The sequence below is a fragment of the Alkaliphilus peptidifermentans DSM 18978 genome, assembly GCF_900101495.1.
GTDB classification, from domain to species: domain Bacteria; phylum Bacillota; class Clostridia; order Peptostreptococcales; family Natronincolaceae; genus Alkaliphilus_C; species Alkaliphilus_C peptidifermentans.
Map to the genome: position 1 here is coordinate 81,834 of NZ_FMUS01000010.1, position 21,747 is coordinate 103,580.

A 21,747-nucleotide genomic window follows, 5' to 3' on the forward strand; every position below is an offset into this window, starting at 1 on the left:
GCTATGATTGCAAAACAAGGAACATGGGTACGTATACATGATGTTGTTTTAACAACTGAAGAGAGGGCACCAAATATACCTGAAGATACAAAAAAAGTACCCTTAGAAATGTGGACAAAGGGATTTATCATTGATGATGGTGCTATTGGAGATGAGGTTCAAGTAAAAACCATTACAGGTAGAACTGTAAAGGGTAAGCTGGTTGAAATAAATCCCTATTATAGGCATGATTATGGTAAATTCATACCAGAAATATTAGAAATAGGTATACACTTAAAAACCTTACTTTGGGAAGGTGATAAAGATGAATAACAATATTAGCTATGAATCAGTAATGTCTAGAAAAAGTGAAATTATGAAGAAGGCCGTAGGTATAGATTATAGTGTATTTGAATATGGTAAGGTTGCCTTTGACTATGAAAGAATGATGAGGGAAACAGGTTATTCATTATCAGAAATGCAGAGAATTCAAGGTGAAGCTGGAGTAGGAAACACACCATTGCTGGAACTAAAGAATTTAACTGCTTTAGCCAGGCAGCTTGCTCCTAAAGGGAAAGGGGCAAGAATCTTTATAAAGGATGAGGCTTCAAACCCATCAGGTAGCTTTAAAGCTAGAAGAGCTGCAAATGCAGTTTACCATGCAAAAAAACTTGGATACAAGGGTGTTATAGCTGCCACCAGTGGTAATTATGGGGCTGCAGTTGCCAGTCAAGCTGCTATTCATGGCTTAAAGTGTATAATTGTTCAAGAATGCTACGATAGTAATGCCAAAGGGCAGCCTGAAATAATTGAAAAGGCAAGGAAGTGTGAGGCCTACGGAGCAGAGGTTCTACAATTAACAGTTGGGCCAGAATTATTTTATACATTCCTTAAACTACTTGAAGAAACAGGCTATTTTAATGCTTCATTATACACCCCATTTGGAATAGCGGGGGTAGAAACCTTAGGCTATGAGCTGGCGACACAGTTTAGAGAAGGTGTAGGAAAAGACCCAGATGTAGTTGTTTGTACAAATGCAGGAGGAGGTAACCTTACCGGTACAGCTAGAGGCTTAATTAAGGCTGGAGCTGAGACGGTTAAGGTGGTAGGAGCAAGTGTTAATCTACAAGGACTGCACATGGCAAGCGATGAGCATTTTAATAAAAAATCCTTCACAACAGGCCATACAGGCTTTGGGATACCCTTTTCAACATGGCCTGATCGTTCTGACGTTCCACGTTCAGCAGCAAGGCCACTGAGATATATGGATAGATATGTTTTAGTTAATCAAGGAGAAGTTTTCTATATGACAGAAGCCCTAGCTCAACTGGAGGGACTAGAAAGAGGGCCGGCTGGTAATACATCCCTGGCTGCTGCCTTTAGTATAGCTCAGGAAATGGATCAAGACCAGATTATAGTATCTCAGGAAACTGAATATACTGGTGCTGGAAAGCATTTACAACCACAGCTATCCTTTGCTAGAGAAAATGGAATAGAAATCAAATTTGGAGATCCAAGTGAAGAAATTCCAGGTGAAAATATAATATTACCAAAGCATCCTGCTTTTATAAAGGCAATAGATATTGACTTAAATAAAATTCGTAAATCTTATATAAAGAACTGTTTACAGACATCAAACACAGCTGAATTTGAAAATGAAGATTTAGAATTCTTAGCAGCTGATACTAAGACTAATTTAGAGTTTGTAAAAATGGTTATTAACGAAATTCGATAATTCAGCTAAAAAAAGGAGGAAAAAGTATGAAGGGTAGTCTTAAAAGAGAAGATGATTATAATGAAAGAAGAAAGCATTTAGCAAATCTTTCTGATGAAGAATTAAAGCAAAGATTTTGGGAACTGGCGGAAAAAGCTGTTGAGCCATTATTAGAGTTGGCTAAAACCCATACAACTCCCTCGATAGAGCGTTCAGTGCTTCTAAGAATGGGATTTTCAAGCTTAGAGGCAAAGCCATTAGTTGAAGGAGCAATAGATAGAGGCCTAATAGGCAAGGGCGTAGGGAATGTAGTGTATAGAGTTTCAAAGGAGAAAAATATCCCTCTAAGACAAGCAGGCCTAGAAATGCTTGAAGGTAAGCACTGGGAAGATGCAGTAGCAATCTTTAAAGGAGGGAAACAGTAATGAAGAAATATGATATAAATGAAAAAATGGATATTAAGGAGATTCTAAGTAATTTAGAAAATTATAGACCAAAGAGAAGGGGATGGACCTGGAGAAAAAAGGTAGATAAGCTTACAGAAGGCCCTCATACCTATTCAGATTGCTCAGAGCCTTTAAAGAACTCTATTGGAATACCGGCTGCAGTTAGATATTTTGAAAATTTAGACCCACAACCACAGGAAACAATTACTACGGAAATTGCATCAGGAAGATTTGAAGATGACATCCGGCGTATGCGTATGGCTGCTTGGCATGGTGCAGACCATATAATGGTTATTAGAACTGCTGGACAATCACATTATGATGGTTTAATAGAAGGGTCACCTCAAGGCATAGGTGGCATTCCGGTAACAAGAAAGCAAGTAAGGGCACAAAGAAAAGCTTTAGACTTTATTGAAGAAGAAGTGGGTAGACCAATTAACTATCATTCATATGTTTCTGGTGTTGCTGGGCCAGATATAGCTGTTATGTTTGCAGAAGAAGGTGTAAATGGTGCCCATCAAGATCCTCAGTACAATATATTATATAGAAATATAAATATGATAAGATCCTTTGTAGACGCAGCAGAATCCAAGAAGGTAATGGCATGGGCAGATATGGCTCAAATTGATGGTGCCCATAATGCTAATGCAACTGCAAGAGATGCGTGGAAGGTTATGCCTGAGCTAATGGTTCAGCATGGAATAAACTCAATTTTTTCTCATAAGGTTGGTATGAAGAAGGAAAATATCTGTCTTTCAACTGTACCCCCTTCAGCAGCTCCAGTACCTTGTACAAAGTATGACTTGCCATACGCAGTTGCACTAAGAGATTTATTCTCAGAATATAAGATGCGAGCTCAGCAAAATACAAAGTATATTACATCCTCATCCAGAGAAGCTACCGTTACTCATGTAATGAATATGATGATTTCTAAGCTTACAAGTGCAGATATTCAATCAACCATAACTCCTGATGAAGGAAGAAATGTACCATGGCATATTTATAATATCGAGGCTTGTGATACTGCTAAGCAAACATTAGTTGGACTTGATGGACTATTAGAAATGGTTGAAATAAAAAAAGACGGATATTTACCAGAAATGGTTAGAGAATTGAAGGAAAGATCTGTCTTATATTTAGAAGAGCTTCTAGAAGTAGGAGGTTACTTCGAAGCCGTAGAAAAGGGATTCTTTGTAGATTCAGGAATGTACCCTGAAAGGAACGGTGACGGTATTGCAAGAAAGATGGATGCTGGAATAGGATCTGGAAAAGTATTCGAAAGAGATGAAGACTATATGGCGCCTGTAACAGCCCATTATGGTTACAACAATGTTGCTCAATACAGTGAAGCTGCACTTGCTAATCCTTCAACTTTAATAGAGGGATGCACATTAGAAAAACCAGAAAAAATAATATTTATAGATGAGCTAGATGAAAATGATAATGTAAATAATCGTATGGCTGAAAATGAAAAATATAGAAACACAAATTTAGTTAAGCCAGAGGTTGAATGGTTGGCAGATGGAACAGTTCAAGTTGAAGTGTTTATTCCAACCAGTAGACGTGTTGCAGAGTTTGCAGCCATTGAATTTGCAAAGAAAATGAATCTAGTAGATCCAGAAGTAATTCACACTGAGGTTCTACATCCTTCAGAAGGAACAAGGGTTCAAATTAAAGGTAAGATAGAATTTGATCTTGATATTTCTACTTTAAGTATTCCACCTGAGCCAGAGGTTATGAATGATGAAGAGCTATGGGAAGAAATAGAAAAAAGACCTCTAAAGGTTGTAGCTGCAACTGTTGGAGAAGATGAGCATTCTGTTGGACTAAGAGAAGTAATTGATATAAAGCATGGTGGAATAGAAAAATGGGGTATTGATGTAGAATATCTTGGAACATCTTGCCCAATTGAAAAGCTTGTAGATGCAGCTATAGAATTAAATGCTGATGCAATACTGGCTTCTACAATAATAAGCCATGATGATATTCATTATAAAAACATGAAAAAGATTCATGAATATGCTATAGAAAAAGGTGTTAGAGATAAAATAATGATAGCTTGCGGAGGTACTCAGGTTACTCCGGAAATAGCTGTACAACAGGGGATAGATGCTGGATTTGGTAAAACATCCAAAGGAGTACATGTGGCTACCTTCCTTGTTAATAAAAGAAGGGAAATGAAAAATGAGAATTAATGTACTGGTTGCTGAAATCGGCAGTACAACAACTGTAGTTAATGGCTTTCAAGATATAAATAGCCCACGCCCTAAATTTTTAGGGCAGGGGCAAGCTCCAACATCTGTACTTGAGGGTGATGTAAATATTGGCTTGAAGGCAGCTATAGACAACTTGGCTAAAAACCTTGGTGTATCAGAAATTCAGTATGATGAAATGCTGGCTACAAGTAGTGCTGCTGGTGGGCTAAAAATGTCAGTTCACGGGCTAGTGTATGATATGACCGTGAGGGCTGCGAAGGAAGCTGCCCTAGGTGCCGGTGCAATTATACATCAAATTACAGCAGGCAAGCTAAAACGAACAGATATAAAGAATATAAAAGAAATACAACCCAACATTATTCTTATTGCTGGTGGAGTAGATTATGGTGAAAGAGACACTGCTATATATAATGCTGAGAGAATATCTGAATTAAGTTTAAATATCCCTGTAATTTATGCTGGCAATATTGAAAATCAAGAAGAGATTAAGGAAATATTCTTAGAGAAAAATATACGGCTGTATTGTGTAGAAAATGTATATCCTAAAATAGATCAATTGAATATAGAGCCTACAAGAAGTGTTATTCAAGATGTTTTTGAAGAGCATATTATCCATGCCCCTGGAATGATAAAGGTAAGAGAAGTGGTGGATGGACCAATTATTCCTACCCCTGGTGCCGTTATGGAGGCATCAAAGCTTCTTATGGAGAATATCGGTGATCTTATAACCTTTGATGTTGGTGGCGCGACAACAGACCTACATTCAGTGACAGAAGGAAGCGAAGAAATAAGTCGTATTTTAATAAGTCCCGAGCCAGTTGCAAAACGAACAGTGGAGGGGGACTTAGGTGTATATGTAAACATGCTTAATATCGTCGAAAGAATTGGAAGAGAAGTCCTTAGTAAAAAACTTTCAGTAGATATTGATAAGCTAATAGTAGAACATAAGCCTATTCCTAAAACACCTCAGGAAATAGAATTTGTTCAGGCTTTAACACAGGAAGCAGTATTAACAGCTTTAGAAAGACATGCTGGAAAACTAAGGTTTTTATATGAAGCAGGAGGAAAAACTAAAGTAGCAGAAGGAAAAGACCTATCTAGTGTCAAATATATAATTGGTACTGGTGGCGCACTTACAAGATTACCCAGGGGTAAGGATATTTTAAGTGAGGTTAAAGAAAAGAGCATAGTTAACTTGCTATATCCTACAAAAGAAGCTACTGTTTTGATAGATAATCACTATATTATGGCTTCCTTAGGAGTTTTATCTAAGCGTCACCCCAATGCAGCACTATTACTTTTAAAAGAAAGCCTGGGGTTAAAGTAGGGAGTGATAAAATGAATCCACGTATTGATATTGATCTGAAGAAATTAAACCACAATGCTAAAATCGTAGTTGAAAAATCTAAGCCCTTTGGCATAGATGTAGCAGCTGTAACAAAAGGCTTCTGTGCCTACCCTGAAATAGCAGAGGTAATAGCTGCGGCTGGCATAAAATATCTTGCCGACTCAAGAGTCGAGAACCTTAAAAAAATGCAGCATATTAAACTGAAAAAAATATTACTGCGACTTCCAATGATTAGTCAAGTTGAGGATGTAGTAAATTATGCAGACATTAGCTTAAACTCTGAGATCGAAACTATTCAAGCATTAAATAACGCAGCATTAAAAAATAACAAGATCCATAAAATTATATTGATGGTTGATTTAGGTGACCTTAGGGAAGGTATTTTCGATGAAGTAGAGTTAGAAACGGTTATTAAAGCCATTATAGATTTAAAAAATATCGACTTAGTAGGAATTGGTACCAATTTAACATGCTTCGGTGGCGTAATTCCAACAAAGGAGAACCTATCACAGCTGCTGGCTAGTGCAAAAAAGATTGAAGAATTAACAGGTAAGCCTCTTGATATTATTAGTGGGGGCAATTCCAGTAGCTTTTATTTGGTGGATAACTCTGAAATTCTTCCTCAAATAAACCACTTAAGATTTGGTGAAGCAATACTGTTAGGAGTAGAAAGCACCTATGGAAGAATAATCCCTGAATCATATCAGGATACCTTTCAGCTGGTTGCAGAAATAATTGAGATAAAAACAAAGCCTTCCGTTCCAATAGGTGAAATAGGAAGGGATGCCTTTGGAAATGTACCAACCTTTGAAGAAAAAGGGATTATGAAAAGAGCAATACTTGCAGTTGGAAAACAGGACCTCTCTACACATCCTATTACCCCAGTTGATACAGAAGCTGAGGTGTTGGGAGGTAGCAGTGACCATCTAATTATAGATATAACCCATTGTAACAAGGACTATAAGGTAGGAGATGAAATGGTATTCCAGCTTAGCTATGGCGCAATGCTAGGGTTAATGACCAGTGAATATGTATATAAGAATTTCATAAGATAAGACAATAAGTAATCAAAGGCAGATGACTAATTTATATTTTTGTAAAAGTACCTTTGATTGATTTTAGTATTATATGTGTATATGTAATATTGGTTATAAAATGAGATAATAAATAAAGTACCTGTAATGAATTACTATTACAGGTGCTTTATTTATTATGGCTCTTTAATAAGATTTACTCGTATGCTTCTTCTAATATACTTATTAAATCCTCTGTTGTAACTGCTATAGCATTACCACTGGTGCATATATCTTGATAGGCAGATTGGGCCATATCCAATAATTGCTTCTGAAAAGCCTCCTTTTCAACACCAAATTCCTTGATGGTGATGGGAATATTAACAGTCTTATTAAGTAGCTTCATACCCTCAATGATACTAATAACCCCCTCCAGTAGGGTGCTGGCTGGTAAACCAATTCGTTTTGCTATAGCATGGTATTTCTTTGCCACCTCTTCATTGTGTATTTTAGAATCCCTTAGACCAGCATTGAAACTCACAACATAAGGTAAGAATATAGCATTACTTCTGCCATGGGGTAGCTTAAATGCACTTCCCAAAGAATGTGCTAAACTATGGTTTATTCCTAAAGATGAATTTGAAAAAGCTACACCCGCCATACAGGAAGCATTATGTAGCTTACCTCTTGCTTCTATATCTTCTCCATCATTATAGGCCTTTATCAAATAATCAAAAACAATCTCTATAGCTTTTTCTGCATAAATATTGGTAAAGTCTGAAGCCTTTGGTGAAACATAAGCCTCTATGGCATGGGTAAGTATATCCATACCAGTATCTGCTGTTACTGATGGTGGCATGGTTTTTGTTAATTCATAATCTAGTATTGCTACATCCGGTATCATTATATCTTCAACTAAGGGTATCTTAACGTTTGTTTTTTTATCTGTGATCACAGAATAAGCAGTTACTTCAGATCCAGTACCACTGGTGGTAGGGATTGCTATAAACCAAGGTTTCTTTATTAGCTCTTTCTCAACTAGCTTTTCTTTTGTTTGTATACAAAAATACATAATGGCTTTAGCTGCATCTATTGGAGATCCCCCTCCGATGGCAATTAATGTATCTGGTTTTTGCTCGATAATATGATTTAGTCCCTTTAGTACTGTTTCACGAGAAGGATCTGGTTCTACCTCTGAAAATACCTTGTAGGTAATTCCCTTATCATCCAGTATCTTTGTTACTCTATCTAGAAATCCTAAATCCACCATAAACTTATCTGTTACAATACAAGCTTTTTTTCCTTTTAACTGGTTAATATAATCTATGGCATTACTTCCATAGTAAATTTCCGGTCTTAGTAAAAATTTGTTCATATCTTTTCCTCCCATTTGCTACAAGTATTATTTTTAAATTCTACGGTAAACATGAATATCCTTCATTTTTACCTAAATTAAGATGAACTCAGGTGATATTTTCTTAATTACACAAGAAATTGAAGCATCTACTTATTATATTTTATTTCTCAATTATAATGTGTGATTTAAAAGTTGATCAAATGTTATACAGGTAATTTTTCTGTATAATAAAATCATTATTAAAATATGATGTAATTAAGGGAGGAGGGTCAATATGTTAACGATTGAATTAGAAGAAGATGTCTATAGAGAAATACAAAAAAAAGCTAAGGAAAGAGGTTTATCTGTTACAGACTATATAGTTAGGATAATGAAGGAAGAAGAAGACATAATGATGCTTAAAAGTATGATTATAAAGGATTTAAATTTTATAACTCAAAAACTGAATAAAAGCGGAGAATCATTTGGAAAGGAAAACTATAAATCTAATGAAAAACGTATTATCATTTACTCTTTAAAGAACTATATCAATAAAAACAATGAAATCTACCAAAGAGTAAAAAAATATCGGAAATATAACTGGTTTAATGAAGAGTTGTTTTTTCTAATTATGGACAAAAAGAAGGTGGTTGGATGTATAGGTATAAGTAAAGAGAAGGAAGTAATGCCCTTAGGCTGTTATCTGTTCATATATGATTTTCAACTAATGGAAGAGTACATTACAAAAGATAATTTGATTTATATAAATAGATTCATTAAAGCAATAGCTAAAAAGGAGAAATACTATAGTATTGATATATCAAGTTTAACTACTAAAATTTCTGAAAAGGTTCTAATCTCATTAGGTTTCATAAGGTTTTATTCAACAGATATACTAAAAATAGTGGTGAAGGAGCGTCAACCAGATTTTTCATCAAATTATGATTTTAAACTAGTTAAAGATACTGAAGCGCTGTATCATTTAATAGAAGAAGACTATTTTAATTGTAATATGTCATTGCCATTAAATCATATTATTGAAGGGTGGAGGGTATCAAATTCTATACTTGAATATTGCAAAGCTGAAACCGAGGAAAATGAAAAGATATCATATATAATAATTTTTGAAACAACAAATGAAGCCAATACCAAAAAAGTTTATATACTTTTAAACCCTAAATACATATTTAATGAAATTGTATTAGAAAAAATATATATAGACATAGTTAATAGATTAAATGTGAGTAGTAGCTATATAGTAGGTTTTCCAGCGGATATGTTGTTTGAATTAAAAGGAATAGATATGATAAATAAAAAAAATGTAAATTGGTATAGAATGGCTGTTACAGAAATTATATAAAAGATTAATTAGAAAATATATTATATAAATAAAAATCATATATAGTAAAGATGTATAGAAGCTGTAACTTAAGAAATAAGAGCCTATTGATTTTAACAACTCAGACTGACCCCTGAGAGATAGACCATAGCATAATACATTGAAAGTTAGATTTAAAAGAGCAAAAAGATAATCAGGTAAGAGTTTTCAACTGTTTGAGCTAAGGCGAGTTTTGAAAACTACTGATTATCTTTAGCTCATTCCCGTTTTGGTTCTGAGCGGGTTTAGGTAGTTTTGAAAATATCATGGTTTGTCATCAACCTGAAGCTGCTAAATTAAATAAACACTAACACCAGCATAATCATATATAGGGTCTGAATATGATCCTGTCGTTGTTGTAACTGCATTACAAGGTCTTCTCTTTCCTTAGTTAAGCTTTCTAGCTTAATATTTAAGGCATCTATGTATTCTACATCTTCTTTATATGCTTCATACCTACCCATTTGGCTTTCTAGTTCATTCAATTTATTGTTGGCTGAAACTAGTTCGAATTCTTTTGTTTCCAGCTGTTTTTTTGCAAAATCAACCTGCACTCTAAGCTCCTCTAGCTCATTAAGCAAATTATTATTGTCGTCTTTTAATTGCTCGGCCTGTTCTTCTATAATCTCATCAGTAATTTTCTTTTCTGCTTTTAAGTCTTCAGTAATTTTCTTTTCTGTTTCTAAGTCTTCTGCTTTAGGAACGAAATTATAGCTCACCTGTTGATACTTCATCATCAATATCACCTCCAAGACCTAAAAATTGTATAGCGGGATATAGGGTTCCAAAAAGTGTGTCACCTATAAAATTTGAATACTCATTATAATTGGTTCTAAATCTATAGCGTTTAAAATTAATTCTTTTACTTTTGGCAATAGGTTTAACTTCAGACCATGTATCACCAAAATCATTACTTGTTGTAGTAACTAAGTGTTCGAACTGATACCAAACAACTATAACCCTACTATTAAAAAGAGTTATGTGTGGAAATGAGCAATTAAGCGATTCTGAAAGCTTTTGAGGCTCAATAAATACTTTGTTTTCTTCTAAATTGAATTTAATGTAATTTATAGTAAGGTCATCCTCCGTGTAATTACTCCATAGGATATGGATGTTATTACTATTGTCTAATAATCCATCTAAATACAATTTACTAACGCCAGTATTTGTAATTTGAATAGGGGGAAGCCATTCTTCTTTTTGAGAATCAAATTTCTTTATAAATATTTCTTCTTTATCATTCACTAAAGATGTAAATAGAAATATCATGTTATTATTGACGGTAAAAACTTTAAATGGATTGATAAATCTATGGTAGGATGCTTGAAATATTAAGTTTTCCTTAGCTTTGTTTTTTTCAAAAACAACATGCTTTAGCTTACATAAGCTACTGACACTGTTTTTTTCATAATAAAAAAGGTTGATTTGATTATTATGATAGATACAAATAGGATATAAAATTTTTTCACCTTCAGCTGTTAAATTAAAAGAGGTTTTAAGTCTCCATTTTTGTTTGTTGAAAATAAAATAATTAACCTTATTGTTGTCATGTACATTAAAAAGGTGAATGTTATCTGATGGGTCAATTGTAATATCCATATCTGAACTGCCATTTTGGGATATAACATGGTAATCAGCCCATTTATTTTGCTTTGATGAAATACATTTTATTTCTTTCTTTTCATCAAGGAAAATATTGTAAAGATGACTTTGTGAATTGTTAATTAAATATTCCAAATTTCCCATAAAAGCCAAGTTATCACATCCAATTCATTTTTAGTAAAATATATGCAGATTTGAAATAAAAATTACTCATTAGTAGCACCTATATACTATCAGTTACATATTTTACAGTAAGGACGTTATAAAAAAAAAGGAGATGATAGGATGACTAACAAAAATATTATAGAAGCCCAGTCAATAGAAGATAGATGCTGTATTGCTAATACTGGTTGTGTATTTGATGGTAAATTAGATGATATAGTAGGAGAATGTATCTTTGTTGACAAGGTATACGATTCAGTGACTTTTAATCTTCAAGGTCTTCAGCCAGCATCAAAAGTTCCATTTGGAACATTGCCAGTGGCTAAATGTGGTCCCAAATCAAGAATAGTAAGGGTACTAGATATTAGGGCAAGAAAGTTCTTTAATCCAGGAAATATTAATGATCCAAGAAATTTAGCTATTACTCCGAAAACAACATTGTCTGGAGCTCAGTTTGTAACAGATGAAAAAGGCTGCCCAGTTGTAGTTCCAGGTCCTGCAGGATTATTGCAGTACTTAATCTACACTGATACTAGTGATTGTGATGAGGTTGGAGAAGGCACACCAATATTTGGTTCTCAAGAAATTACTGTAAGTGGTACTGTTCTTGTAGAAATTGATGTGGAATTTATTGATGCATTAGGAAACGTTCAAGTTGCCACCCTTAAGGGTAGAGTACCTATAAGACAAATTCTTACAAACTTCTTTGAATTATGTATGCCTTCAGTATTTGATGGTGCGTTTTTACCACAATTTACAGAATTCTGTAATGCTCTATTCTTAGCTCGTTTAGCAACACAAAGCATACAAAGAGACATACAATTTAACCCAGTAACAGGCGAGGTTTTCATTAACCTTATAGTTGCAATTTGTTTAACCTGCGAGAAAAAGATTAAGGTTCCAGTACAGCTTTGCGTACTAAGCACAGGCTTCTGCGAGCAGGTACCAAGAGTTAGACCTATTTGTGGTGATGAGTTCCCACCATTGTTCCCACCACAGGTAAATGAACCATTTGTTCCCCCACATCCAGATTGTTAAACTAGATTTCAAAAAGCTGATGTCAATTTAGGCATCAGCTTTTTCTATTCCCAATAATGTTTCGTTGGAAATTTGGAATAAATAAACTATAATAATAACATAGGAGAATCGAAAGGAGAATATAAAATGGGATATATTGATCTTAGAAGTGACACCGTGACACTTCCCACAGAGGAAATGATGAAGGAAATTCTAGCTGCAGAGCTTGGTGACGATGTTTATGGTGATGATGAAACAGTAAATAGATTGGAAACTAAAGCAGCAAATATTGTTGGTAAAGAAGGGGCTCTACTGGTGCCTACAGGAACGATGGGGAATTTAATTGCCGTAATGGCCCATACTATGCCTGGTCAGGAGATAATTTTAGAGGAAAGCAGTCATATATTTTTGTATGAGGTGGGGGGCATTGCTAGGGTTGCAGGAGTACAAGCTAGAACCTTAAAGGGAATAGATGGATTACCTGCTATTGATGATATAGAAGCTGCAATAAGACAAGAAAACATACACTTTCCAGAAACTGGACTGATATGTATTGAAAATACCCATAACATGGCTGGCGGAATGGCAATAAAGCCTGAAAGGATGAATGAAATATTTGCACTTGCAAGGTCAAAAGATATCCCTATACATTTAGATGGTGCTAGAGTTTTTAATGCTGCCAATTATTTAAGGGTTGATGTTAAAGAGATAACTAAACATATTGATTCAATTATGTTTTGCTTATCAAAGGGATTAAGTGCACCTGTAGGTAGTATTCTGGCAGGAACAAATGAATTCATTAAACGTGGAAGAAAATATAGAAAAATGTTAGGGGGAGGCATGAGGCAGGCTGGAATAATTGCTGCAGCAGGGATTGTGGCATTGGATAAAATGACAGAGAGATTAGATGTAGATCACCAGAACGCTATGTTTCTAGCTTTGGAATTAAATAAGTTAAAGGGTGTATCGGTGGAAATAGATAAAGTACATACAAACATAGTTAACGTTGATTTTTATGAAACTGGATATAAAATACCTCAACTGGTGAATAGCATGAAGGATAGGGGACTCTTGGTAAATCCACGAAATAGTAGATTAATCCGTTTTGTAACCCATAGGGGTATAAATAAGGAGGACATTTATAGAACAATTGAAATTATAAAAGATATACTGAAATAACAGATAAAGCCACAATTTTAGGATTGTGGCTTTTATTTAAAGTATACTATGTTTGCTTTTATTGAATCTTTAATCTCCAGTATGCCATACGAAAAGTATTTGCTCCTTCTTCTATCTGTTGGAGAACCAGGATTAAACAGAAGAATACTACCCTTTAAACTGATGTGGGCTAAATGACTATGACCAAATATTATGCAGTTTACATTATCATCCTTAAAGGCCTCTAAGGCTCTTTCTAAAGTACTGCCTCTTTTTCCTCCATCTCCGTGAATAATACCTATCTTAAATCCCTTTTGGTTAATTATCAATTTTTTAGGTAGTTTATTTTGAAGCTCTATACCATCAATATTGCCAACAACTGCCTTTACAGGAGCTATGGCCCGTAACTGTTCTAACACAGATTCCTCACAAATATCGCCTGCATGTATAATTAAATCTACCTTTTCAAAGCCTCGTAAAACCTGTATAGGAATTAATTTGGCTCTACTTGGGATGTGGGTATCAGAAATTACTCCTATTATCATAGAAACCTCCAATCATAATAATATTTAGTAAAATTAATAATTATCTAATTTACTCCAATATGCCTAAAACAGATTTTATATAATTATATTATTTAATCTTGTAATTATTGCTATTTAAAATCCTTTTATAGATTTATTCTTTCATTTTTATTCACAAAAAACCCACAAAGTGAATCTAATATAACAGAAAGATTAAATTATCGTAGAGGAAGGATTTCTTATGAAGCAAATAGAGTGGACTTTGATATGATAAGGAATAACAAACATCAGGAAATTCAACAGCATGAAGTATTTACTTTAAAATCGTTGGATCATAAGTCAAACAAGAAATTACTCTTTCTTAATAGATTCCAGTTAAAGTTTTTTAATCTTAGTCCTGGAGACAATGTATTTCTACAGGTTGGAACTAAAAAATTGTCCGTAGAAGTAGCAATACAAGGTGTAGACTCTTCAATTACTACTCTTTACATCACTAAGGATATATTAAAACACCTTTCCTTTTATCAAAAAGAGCCATTACTGCTAGTTTTTAACACAAACAGAATTATTATATTGGGTCCTACAATTGGTTTAACTATTACCAAAAAAACATGGGATAATATTGAGAAAAGTGACGTTGTGAAGAAGAGGGCCCGCCTGGCTTTAGATAAAGGGATACTCTTTTACTGTATTCGTGTTAATAGTATCAATTGGGTCGATAACTTAGTCGAAGCCTACAGCTTAAACCCTATAAATAATATGTGGGTAAAAAAAATTATAGCTATTCCTCAAGTAATACACGATAGGGGTTCTTCTCCAGGGCCCGATACTGTAAAGAGCTATACCCACCGAGGCAAAGCAGGTAATATTTATTGGATTAATACTACTCGAACTTTTGGTAAGTGGGAGACCTATCAAGTATTAAGCTCAATTAGTGAAACGAATAAATATTTACCAGAAACCACTTTGTTCACGATAGAAAAGTTGGAGGAATACTTGAAAAAGTATAAATATTGCTATGTAAAGGATAATTATGGTAGAAGTGGTCGTAAGGTTTTTAGAGTTGAAAGATTAGGAGATAATTATCTATGTAAAACTGGAGGAAGTAAAGTCAAAACTTGGCAACTTATAGATTTAGAAAATTTAGCTCATTTTCTATATAAAACTATTGGAGAGAATCTTATATTACAACAGAGGATTTTTTTAGCCCAAATAGATGGCTCTCCCTTTGATATGCGGGTTTTGGTGCAGAAAAATAAAAATAACAATTGGGTTATTACTGCTTTAAATTATCGTATTGCTAAACCGGGGGCTATTGTAACAAATTTTGCAGCTGGAGCTAAAGACGTTTTTACAATGCCCGGTGAAGCTTTACTTCATAGTAGCCTTTCATGGAATAGATTAGAAGAAATTGCTTTGCGGACAGTAAATGCTATGGAACTATCTTTTGGTAGCTTAGGTGAGGTAGGATTAGATGTAGCATTAGACATGAAGGGAAAGCTATGGCTAATTGAAGCCAACAGTAGGCCCAGCAGCATAGCATATAGGGAAGCTAGTACCGAGGCATGTAAGCTGATATTTGGTTTGCCCTTAGATTATGCCATCTACCTTGTAAGGAAAAATTTTATATAAATGGTATATAGTAACCATACACTCATTTATAATGAACAGGTAAGCCGTTGCAGTTTTGATTATTGCAACGGCTTTCTATAATATTATAGTGTTAATTTTTTCCCGATTTCAGTATTCTCTCAAGTAGTATTTTGTTTTGAAGTATATTTTTATCTTCTGGTCTATACTTTCTAGCCAGTTCATTATGATCATAAGACTTTTGATATTCTTTTAAATTATAGTAGCAAACGCATAATTGTAGATGAGGGTACCAGGTGTAGTAGGCGAGATAAATAAAACTCCATCGATCAGGATCAGGCACTTGCTGAATTGATAGCTCATACCAGAAGGCTGCTGTCTTATAATCTCTTTGTTTTTGAAAATTATAGCCTATTCGACTGCAGGCCTCAGCTCTAGGTGAGGATAATTGAAAGGATTGAAATAGAGAAAGCAACTCATTATTCATATCTCCTAAATAACGATAGCAGTCTCCCTTAAAGATACATGCAAATATTTTATCTTCAATCCATCCTTCCTTCATTGATATGTTTTTATTGTAATTTTCTATTGCCTTTTCATACTTACCGTTTTCTCGTAACTCATTTCCATAATAAAAAAAGTCTCTAGCAGTAAAAGTATCACCCCGCTCAATTTTTTTTTCGTAAATTGAGACTGTTCGACCAACAGCATGACGAATCTTTTTATGGGTTATGGCTATATCTGAATTTATAATATGTCCTCTTACATCTAAATATTGATGACAGTCTCCCATCCATTTATAATTTTTCTCTCTTTTGACTAGTCGATTTCTACGATATCTTAATGTAACATTTCCAAACTCGTCGGTTCCTGCATCATAATACATAGAAACTGAATCAACTGAAGGGTCAAGGGTTTCTTTTAATTCCTTTAATTTAATACGATCCTTTTCTAATAGTACATCGTCTGCATCTAAATATAAGATGTAATCTTTAGTTGCATATTTAAAGGATTCGTTTCTTGCGGCTGCAAAATTATCAATCCATTCAAAATCAAAAATACGATCTGTGTATTGTCCAGCAACCTCTTTAGTTTTATCGGTTGAACCTGTATCTACAATATTAATTTCATCCACGATGTCATTAACTGTGTCTAAACAGCGAGCCAGTATCTCTTCTTCGTTTTTAACAATCATGCAAAGGCTAATTGATATCATTTCATCATTCCTTTCGTCAAATATGTCTCAAGTTTAAAAAGTCGGATGCCTGCCCTAGGGTAGGCATCCTGTACTGTTATTACCAATCTTCAGATACACGAAATACTGCTGATACAGAAGTAGTAGCAGCGAATGTCCCTATTACTAAGGATACGGGATCTTGATCAGGCAACTCAAAATCTAATAAATCGGCAGTAGCCAAAGCTCTTGATGCCGCCACTCCTCCTGCTGCAACACCTTGAAAAACAACTTCACCACCAGTAATCGTTGTAGCAGTATTATTAACTAACAGTGCTGTTTCATTATCAGGTATAGCTGTGCTGGCCGTGGGAAAATTAGTGAAGGCTGTATTTAACGTGCCCCCAACTATAATTTGAAAATAAACATCATCATCAGTAACAATATCTAATCCTTCTAGATTGATACTGACAGAATTAGGTCGAGCTGAACCAGTAGGGAAAATTGCTTTTCTTTGAAAGGATATTACTGGTAAACCAGCTGTGCCTATCACAACAGTTCTACGCTCTGAAGTGATCCTAAACTCAGGATTAAATTTCCCAATGATACTATATTGTCTTCCACCCACGAATAGATCTGCAGCAGCGGCAGTCCCATCATTATCAATTTGAGCCCGTAGTGGTAAATTAGGGTCGGTAAAGCTAGTTTGATTAGCGGGTCTATAACGATTTACCGTAACAACTTCTTGAGCAAGGGTAGTTGGATTCTGGACAACAATGTTAAATTCAATGACTCCATATCCATACCAAGTGAAAATAATTTGAAATATATTTCCTAGAGCTAAGTCAAGGGTGATACCACTAGGACCTGTGCCATCCAAAGGGTCAATATTCCAAGCTGTCTGTGGGATAATGGTATCGACCCCTGATCGTCTTATGGCAACGAATATTCCATCAGCTACGCTTTGACCGTAGAAGGCTCCATTCTCATCATCAAACATTCCCCAACGGAATATTTGTGTTCCAGTAGGTGAATTTGGTATTCGTACACCAATCCCTGCCTGACCTGCAAAGCCGGGCATATATCTGCCCCTTTCAGTACTATCTAAGGTAGCTGAATCTATCCCATCTGCAGTCGTGCTAACCTGATATTCTACGGTAGTACTGGTAACAGATCCAGCTCCAGTGGTTTCTACAATATCTCGTAATTCTGATAACCCATATACAGATTTTAGCTCCACAATAGGAAATCTTTCTGCTGTTCTTAGTTCATTAAATTGAGAGCTGACATTTGGGCCCACCCCTTCAATAATAGCCATATTATAAAACTCCTTTCATCGTCTATTTCCTTAATTTTTTACCATTCTTCTGTTACTCGAAATACCGCCGAAATTGCTGACGTACCAGAGAAGGTTCCAATCACCAAGGAAACAGGTTGTTGATCAGGAAGCTCAAAGGTGAGAAGAGAGGCCGTAGCCAGGTCTCTTGCAGAGCCCTGTACTCCAGAAGCAACACCTTGATAGACCACTTGACCTCCTGTGATGGTTGTGGCAGTATTGTTGACTAACAGTGCAGTCTCACTATCAGGTATGGCTGTATTCGTAGTAGGAAAGTTAGCAAAGGCTGTATTGAGGGTTCCGTTTACAATTACTTGGAAATAAATATCTGAACCAGTGACAATATCTACACCTTCTAGTGTAACACTGACAGAATTGGGTCTAGCAGCACCAGCAGGGAAGATAGGCTTTCTCTGGAAAGATATCACTGGTAAACCTGCAGTACCCACTGTAACCTCTCTTCGTTCAGAGGTAATTCTAAATTCTGGATTAAATTCACCTATGATGGTATATTGTCTACCACCTATAAAGATGTCACGTGCTCCATCAGTTATACCATTGTTTTCAATCTGAGCCCGTAATGGTAAATTAGGATCTGCAAGGCTGGTCTGATTAGCTGGTCTATATCGATTTACTGTTACAACCTCTTGGGCAAGGGTAACAGGGTTTTGAACAACAACATTAAATTCGATAACACCATAGCCATACCAGGTAAAAGTCACTTGGAATATATTACCTAGTGAAAGATCTAGAGTGATGCCACTAGGGCCAGTTCCATCTAGAGGGTCAATATTCCATGTTGTTTGAGGAATTATGGTATCTACACCTGCTCGGCGTATAGCAACATATATTCCATCTGCTACACTTTGACCAAAGAATGCTCCATTTTCATCATCTACCATACCCCAACGGAACACTTGGTTTTGCGTTGGAGGGGAAGGGATCCGTACTCCTATTCCAGCTTGCCCTGCAAAACCAGGCATATATCGTCCTCTTTCTACACTGTCAAGGGTTGCGCTATCAGTAGCACCAGTTGTTGTACTTACCTGATATTCAACTGTTGTATTGGTAACCGATCCTGCTCCAGTAAGTTCTACAAGATCTCGTAAGTCAGATAGCCCATATACTGATTGCAATTCTACAATAGGTGTTCTTTCAGCAGTACGCAATTCATCAAATTGAGAACTTACATTTGGGCCCACCTCTTCAATAGTTACGTTTTCAGCTAGTTCACCTGTAGGTCCTGTGTTACCTGTCGGTCCAGTAGCGCCAGTAGCACCAGTAGCACCAGTAGCACCTGTTGAACCAGTAGCACCTGTTGCTCCAGTAGGTCCAGTAGCACCAGTAGCGCCAGTAGCTCCAGTAGCTCCAGTAGCTCCAGTAGCTCCAGTAGGTCCAGTAGCGCCAGTAGCTCCGGTAGCTCCAGTAGCACCAGTAGCGCCAGTAGCACCAGTGGCACCAGTAGCTCCAGTAGCTCCGGTAGGTCCAGTAGCGCCAGTAGCACCAGTAGCTCCAGTAGCTCCAGTAGGTCCAGTAGCGCCAGTAGCTCCGGTAGCTCCAGTAGCACCAGTAGCGCCAGTAGCACCAGTGGCACCAGTAGCTCCAGTAGCTCCGGTAGGTCCAGTAGCGCCAGTAGCACCAGTAGCTCCAGTAGGTCCAGTGGCACCTGTTGCTCCAGTAGCACCCGTAGCGCCAGTGGCACCAGTAGCTCCAGTAGCTCCGGTAGGTCCAGTAGGTCCAGTGGCACCTGTTGCTCCAGTGTCTCCAGTTGCGCCAGTAGGTCCAGTAGCGCCAGTAGGTCCAGTGGCTCCAGTAGCACCAGTAGGTCCGGTAGCACCCGTAGCACCAGTAGGTCCAGTAGCTCCCGTTGCACCCGTTGCACCCGTTGCACCCGTAGCGCCAGTTGCACCTGTTGCGCCAGTAGGTCCAGTAGCTCCAGTAGTTCCAGTGTCTCCAGTTGCACCAGTAGGTCCAGTGGCTCCAGTAGGTCCGGTAGCACCAGTAGCACCCGTAGGTCCAGTAGGTCCAGTGGCACCCGTAGGTCCGGTAGCACCTGTTGCTCCAGTAGGTCCGGTGGCACCTGTAGCACCAGTAGCACCAGTAGGTCCGGTAGCCCCAGTAGCTCCTGTTACACCAGTGGCTCCAGTAGCGCCAGTAGGTCCAGTGGCTCCAGTAGCACCTGTTGCTCCAGTAGGTCCAGTGGCTCCGGTTGGTCCTTCAGACCCAGTAGGTCCTGTTGGCCCTACACCATTTTCTATAGATAATAAAGATACATCATCAACTATTATATCTGCACTTCCTGCATGGGTTAACTTATTAATAAGAACAAGACCGTGTGTTGCGCCCGCTGGCCCAGGATCTGTTATTTTGTATATTACTAACCAATCCTGTTCATCAGCTCTTGTAATATGATTAGCTGGAATATTTATAATAAGCCCATACCCAATGAAATTGAAATCTGCATCATAGTAAGGAATGGATATTGATACTGGTGGACTTGGTGCAGTTCCAATTTTGCCTAATGACACTTTTAATTCATAGCTCTCATCCGGATTTATAGGAACAATTTGATATATATATGAGTTAACTGCTCCTCCATCTAAACGTGCAGCAAAAAAACCCGAATGACTAAATTGAGTTGTAATTGATGCGTTAAATGGAATCCATGGTGGAAATGAACCTGTCTCAAAGCCGCCATTGACTATTAAATCATTAATTGACATATACAATCACCTCTTTTCACAGATAATATATGTAGGAGTCTATTATTTAGTTCGTATGGTTCTTAAAATAGATTTTTATAGTCCCTTTATTAATAACCAAGGCATCGTAAAATTTTAGTATCAAAAAGATACATATTATAATTATTATATTTACGGAATTTTATATAATCAAAGCACCAATTCATTACTGAAAGGGTGCTTTGAAATATCAATATTCTTGATTAAAAATGTTATTTGTTTATCTAGTTTATCTTTTGGATTTGAATAGAAGCATTGGAATTCGTTTGAGTACCACCTGCCAGAGTTTGCAACGTAATTGCAGCTGAACTGCTATGGTTTCTTAAAGTTAAAGTATCACCAGCAGCAGCAGTAATAGTCACAAAACCAGGGTTTGCCTGAGTGCCTGCGCCAGAGCCATAAGTGGCTCCTGGAACAGGAGTACCATTTTGGAAGAGTGTAAACTGATTTACTTCCACACCTGTAACGTTAAACAAAATTGAATAGTCACCTGCAGTACCAAGAGTAATTGTAGCTGTTTCTGGTGTATGCGTAATGGAACCAACAATGACACCGTTATTGCTAAAGGTTATATCCGCTTCTAATGCCACCACTTGAGGATCCAAATTGTAAATATAAGCATATTCTGATAGACCTTCGATTCCTGTGGGTCCCGTAGGTCCGGTTGCGCCAGTAGGTCCTTCAGACCCTGTAGGTCCAGTAGTGCCGGTGGCTCCAGTAGCTCCGGTAGCACCAGTAGCACCAGTAGGTCCGGTAGCTCCAGTAGCGCCAGTAGCACCAGTAGGTCCAGTAGCGCCAGTAGCACCAGTAGCACCAGTGGGTCCGGTAGCGCCAGTAGCTCCAGTAGCGCCAGTAGCACCTGTTGAACCAGTAGGTCCAGTAGCTCCGGTTGCACCTGTAGCACCAGTAGCTCCAGTAGGTCCAGTAGCTCCTGTTACACCAGTGGGTCCAGTAGCTCCAGTTGCACCTGTTGCTCCAGTTGCACCTGTTGCACCCGTAGGTCCAGTAGCACC

General features: G+C 36.8%; 18 protein-coding genes. 10 read left to right on the forward strand and 8 right to left on the reverse strand.

Features of this window, described 5'->3' with window-relative positions; translation table 11 throughout:
* Positions 1–3 precede the first annotated feature (3 nt).
* From ortA to orr, 6 genes are read left to right on the forward strand one after another with little or no spacing between them, the layout of a single operon-like run.
* Positions 4–312 carry a 2-amino-4-oxopentanoate thiolase subunit OrtA gene (gene ortA, locus BLP68_RS08925; RefSeq protein ID WP_091542633.1) on the forward strand — a complete coding sequence of 103 codons (309 nt, stop codon included), beginning with the start codon at positions 4–6 and terminating at the stop codon, positions 310–312.
* Positions 305–1,714: a 2-amino-4-oxopentanoate thiolase subunit OrtB gene (gene ortB, locus BLP68_RS08930; RefSeq protein WP_091542636.1), complete on the forward strand. Its 1,410-nt coding sequence runs from the start codon at positions 305–307 to the stop codon at positions 1,712–1,714. The genes ortA and ortB overlap by 8 nt, the downstream gene beginning before the upstream one ends.
* 26 nt (positions 1,715–1,740) lie before the next feature.
* Entirely contained in the window at positions 1,741–2,118 is a 378-nt protein-coding gene (locus BLP68_RS08935; protein WP_091542639.1) for an ornithine aminomutase subunit alpha, read from the forward strand.
* On the forward strand, positions 2,118–4,334 hold the full coding sequence (gene oraE, locus BLP68_RS08940; RefSeq protein WP_091542642.1) for a D-ornithine 4,5-aminomutase subunit OraE: 2,217 nt from the start codon (positions 2,118–2,120) through the stop codon (positions 4,332–4,334). The genes BLP68_RS08935 and oraE overlap by 1 nt, the downstream gene beginning before the upstream one ends.
* Positions 4,324–5,682, forward strand: coding sequence for a GlmL-related ornithine degradation protein (locus BLP68_RS08945; protein ID WP_091542644.1), 1,359 nt, complete (start codon positions 4,324–4,326; stop codon positions 5,680–5,682). The genes oraE and BLP68_RS08945 overlap by 11 nt, the downstream gene beginning before the upstream one ends.
* 11 nt (positions 5,683–5,693) lie before the next feature.
* Positions 5,694–6,758: an ornithine racemase Orr gene (gene orr, locus BLP68_RS08950; protein WP_091542647.1), complete on the forward strand. Its 1,065-nt coding sequence runs from the start codon at positions 5,694–5,696 to the stop codon at positions 6,756–6,758.
* A gap of 175 nt (positions 6,759–6,933) precedes the next feature.
* Here orr and BLP68_RS08955 read toward each other — a convergent pair whose 3' ends face one another.
* Positions 6,934–8,091: a 1-propanol dehydrogenase PduQ gene (locus tag BLP68_RS08955; protein WP_091542648.1), complete on the reverse strand. Its 1,158-nt coding sequence runs from the start codon at positions 8,089–8,091 to the stop codon at positions 6,934–6,936.
* Positions 8,092–8,347: 256 nt separating this feature from the next.
* Here BLP68_RS08955 and BLP68_RS08960 point away from each other — a divergent pair, with 256 nt between their 5' ends.
* Positions 8,348–9,412, forward strand: coding sequence for a hypothetical protein (locus tag BLP68_RS08960; protein WP_091542651.1), 1,065 nt, complete (start codon positions 8,348–8,350; stop codon positions 9,410–9,412).
* Between the two features lie 314 nt (positions 9,413–9,726).
* On the opposite strand, the gene BLP68_RS08965 is transcribed toward BLP68_RS08960, so the two are convergent.
* A complete protein-coding gene (locus BLP68_RS08965; protein WP_091542654.1) occupies positions 9,727–10,167 on the reverse strand; it encodes a hypothetical protein in 441 nt (146 codons plus the stop codon).
* A complete protein-coding gene (locus tag BLP68_RS08970; RefSeq protein ID WP_091542656.1) occupies positions 10,139–11,185 on the reverse strand; it encodes a hypothetical protein in 1,047 nt (348 codons plus the stop codon). The genes BLP68_RS08965 and BLP68_RS08970 overlap by 29 nt, the downstream gene beginning before the upstream one ends.
* Before the next feature lie 132 nt (positions 11,186–11,317).
* Here BLP68_RS08970 and BLP68_RS08975 point away from each other — a divergent pair, with 132 nt between their 5' ends.
* Both BLP68_RS08975 and ltaE read left to right on the forward strand, forming a co-directional pair.
* Positions 11,318–12,232, forward strand: a complete 915-nt coding sequence (locus BLP68_RS08975) for a hypothetical protein (protein ID WP_176758943.1) — start codon at positions 11,318–11,320, stop codon at positions 12,230–12,232.
* A 126-nt stretch (positions 12,233–12,358) separates the two neighbouring features.
* Positions 12,359–13,390, forward strand: coding sequence for a low-specificity L-threonine aldolase (gene ltaE, locus BLP68_RS08980; RefSeq protein WP_091542660.1), 1,032 nt, complete (start codon positions 12,359–12,361; stop codon positions 13,388–13,390).
* A 32-nt stretch (positions 13,391–13,422) separates the two neighbouring features.
* Here ltaE and BLP68_RS08985 read toward each other — a convergent pair whose 3' ends face one another.
* Positions 13,423–13,914 (reverse strand): metallophosphoesterase family protein, encoded by a 492-nt coding sequence (locus BLP68_RS08985; protein ID WP_091542662.1) that lies wholly within the window; start codon positions 13,912–13,914, stop codon positions 13,423–13,425.
* 246 nt (positions 13,915–14,160) lie between these two features.
* Here BLP68_RS08985 and BLP68_RS08990 point away from each other — a divergent pair, with 246 nt between their 5' ends.
* Complete coding sequence (locus BLP68_RS08990; protein ID WP_091542664.1) at positions 14,161–15,525, forward strand: YheC/YheD family endospore coat-associated protein; 1,365 nt, start codon at positions 14,161–14,163, stop codon at positions 15,523–15,525.
* Between the two features lie 91 nt (positions 15,526–15,616).
* Here BLP68_RS08990 and BLP68_RS08995 read toward each other — a convergent pair whose 3' ends face one another.
* The 4 genes from BLP68_RS08995 to BLP68_RS09010 form a co-directional block, all read right to left on the reverse strand.
* Entirely contained in the window at positions 15,617–16,699 is a 1,083-nt protein-coding gene (locus BLP68_RS08995; RefSeq protein WP_091542667.1) for a glycosyltransferase, read from the reverse strand.
* A gap of 79 nt (positions 16,700–16,778) precedes the next feature.
* Positions 16,779–17,975 (reverse strand): hypothetical protein, encoded by a 1,197-nt coding sequence (locus tag BLP68_RS09000; protein WP_091542669.1) that lies wholly within the window; start codon positions 17,973–17,975, stop codon positions 16,779–16,781.
* A 38-nt stretch (positions 17,976–18,013) separates the two neighbouring features.
* Positions 18,014–20,716, reverse strand: coding sequence for an NTTRR-F1 domain (locus BLP68_RS22125; RefSeq protein ID WP_242876944.1), 2,703 nt, complete (start codon positions 20,714–20,716; stop codon positions 18,014–18,016).
* A 242-nt stretch (positions 20,717–20,958) separates the two neighbouring features.
* On the reverse strand, positions 20,959–21,747 hold a 789-nt coding region (locus BLP68_RS09010), incomplete at its 5' end, for a hypothetical protein (protein WP_330389121.1).

What these genes read in the sequence shown, in the direction of transcription:
- BLP68_RS08975 (WP_176758943.1), top strand. Translation starts at nt 11,318, where the DNA reads ATGACTAACAAAAATATTATAGAAGCCCAGTCAATAGAAGATAGATGC.
- BLP68_RS09000 (WP_091542669.1), bottom strand. Translation starts at nt 17,975, where the DNA reads ATGGCTATTATTGAAGGGGTGGGCCCAAATGTCAGCTCTCAATTTAAT.
- ltaE (WP_091542660.1), top strand. Translation starts at nt 12,359, where the DNA reads ATGGGATATATTGATCTTAGAAGTGACACCGTGACACTTCCCACAGAG.
- BLP68_RS08945 (WP_091542644.1), top strand. Translation starts at nt 4,324, where the DNA reads ATGAGAATTAATGTACTGGTTGCTGAAATCGGCAGTACAACAACTGTA.
- BLP68_RS08955 (WP_091542648.1), bottom strand. Translation starts at nt 8,091, where the DNA reads ATGAACAAATTTTTACTAAGACCGGAAATTTACTATGGAAGTAATGCC.
- BLP68_RS08990 (WP_091542664.1), top strand. Translation starts at nt 14,161, where the DNA reads ATGATAAGGAATAACAAACATCAGGAAATTCAACAGCATGAAGTATTT.
- oraE (WP_091542642.1), top strand. Translation starts at nt 2,118, where the DNA reads ATGAAGAAATATGATATAAATGAAAAAATGGATATTAAGGAGATTCTA.
- ortB (WP_091542636.1), top strand. Translation starts at nt 305, where the DNA reads ATGAATAACAATATTAGCTATGAATCAGTAATGTCTAGAAAAAGTGAA.
- orr (WP_091542647.1), top strand. Translation starts at nt 5,694, where the DNA reads ATGAATCCACGTATTGATATTGATCTGAAGAAATTAAACCACAATGCT.
- BLP68_RS08985 (WP_091542662.1), bottom strand. Translation starts at nt 13,914, where the DNA reads ATGATAATAGGAGTAATTTCTGATACCCACATCCCAAGTAGAGCCAAA.
- BLP68_RS08960 (WP_091542651.1), top strand. Translation starts at nt 8,348, where the DNA reads ATGTTAACGATTGAATTAGAAGAAGATGTCTATAGAGAAATACAAAAA.
- BLP68_RS08995 (WP_091542667.1), bottom strand. Translation starts at nt 16,699, where the DNA reads ATGATATCAATTAGCCTTTGCATGATTGTTAAAAACGAAGAAGAGATA.
- BLP68_RS08965 (WP_091542654.1), bottom strand. Translation starts at nt 10,167, where the DNA reads ATGATGAAGTATCAACAGGTGAGCTATAATTTCGTTCCTAAAGCAGAA.
- ortA (WP_091542633.1), top strand. Translation starts at nt 4, where the DNA reads ATGATTGCAAAACAAGGAACATGGGTACGTATACATGATGTTGTTTTA.
- BLP68_RS08935 (WP_091542639.1), top strand. Translation starts at nt 1,741, where the DNA reads ATGAAGGGTAGTCTTAAAAGAGAAGATGATTATAATGAAAGAAGAAAG.
- BLP68_RS22125 (WP_242876944.1), bottom strand. Translation starts at nt 20,716, where the DNA reads ATGTCAATTAATGATTTAATAGTCAATGGCGGCTTTGAGACAGGTTCA.